This is a genomic window from Rhizobacter sp. P1_G5 (assembly GCF_056405435.1).
In genome coordinates, this window is the sequence record NZ_JBFUCB010001119.1 from 1 (window position 1) to 828 (window position 828).

The following is an 828-nucleotide window of genomic DNA, read 5'->3' on the forward strand; positions in this document are numbered from 1 at the left end:
CCTGCGTGCCTCGCTGCAGAAGGCGACCCAGCACCCCAGCTGGCAGGCCGCGCTGGTGCGCAACGACTGGCAGCCGAGCTGGCAGGTGGGCACCGAGTTTGCCGAGTCGATGGAGCTCGACAAGGCGATGGCGGATGCGCTCGTCTACATCCTCAAGCTGAAGACGGCCTGATCAGGCGGGCCATCCCTGCAGGTGGCGGATCGCGATCGCGCTCAGCGCGGCGATCCACTCATGCTGGTCGTTCAGGCACGGGATGTAGTTGAACTCCGCCCCGCCGGCCTCGAGGAAGGCATCGCGCGCCTCCTGCGCGATTTCCTCGAGCGTCTCCAGGCAGTCCGCGGTGAAGCCCGGGCACATCACGTCGACGCGCCTGACGCCTTGCTTTGCCAGCCCGACCAGCGTCGGCTCGGTGTAGGGCTGCAGCCATTCGGCCTTGCCGAAGCGGCTCTGGAAGGTCACGAGCCATTGGTCGTCCTTCAGGTCGAGTCGCTGCGCCAGCAGGCGCCCGGTCTCCAGGCATTCGCCGTGGTACGGGTCGCCCAGATCGCGCGTGCGGCGCGGCATGCCGTGGAAGCTCATCACCAGCTTGTCCGGCCGGCCGTGCGACATCCAGTGGTCCGACACGCGCTTGGCCAGCGCCGCGATGTAGGCCGGGTCGTCGTGGTAGCGGTTGACGAAGCGCAGCTCGGGCAGCGCGCGAACCCGTTGCGCCCACTGGTAGATCGCGTCGTTGACGCTGGCCGTCGTCGCCGCGCAGTACTGCGGRTACATCGGCAGCACCAGGATGCGGGTGGCGCCGGCGGCCTTCAGCGCGTCGAGTTCGCGGC

Annotated in this window: 1 protein-coding gene; it reads right to left on the bottom strand. The window is 68.8% G+C overall.

Going from position 1 to position 828, the window contains the following annotated elements:
* Nucleotides 1-172 precede the first annotated feature (172 nt).
* Nucleotides 173-828: ferrochelatase (gene hemH / locus AC1D12_RS34465; protein WP_477845544.1), on the bottom strand; the 656-nt coding region annotated here is incomplete at its 5' end.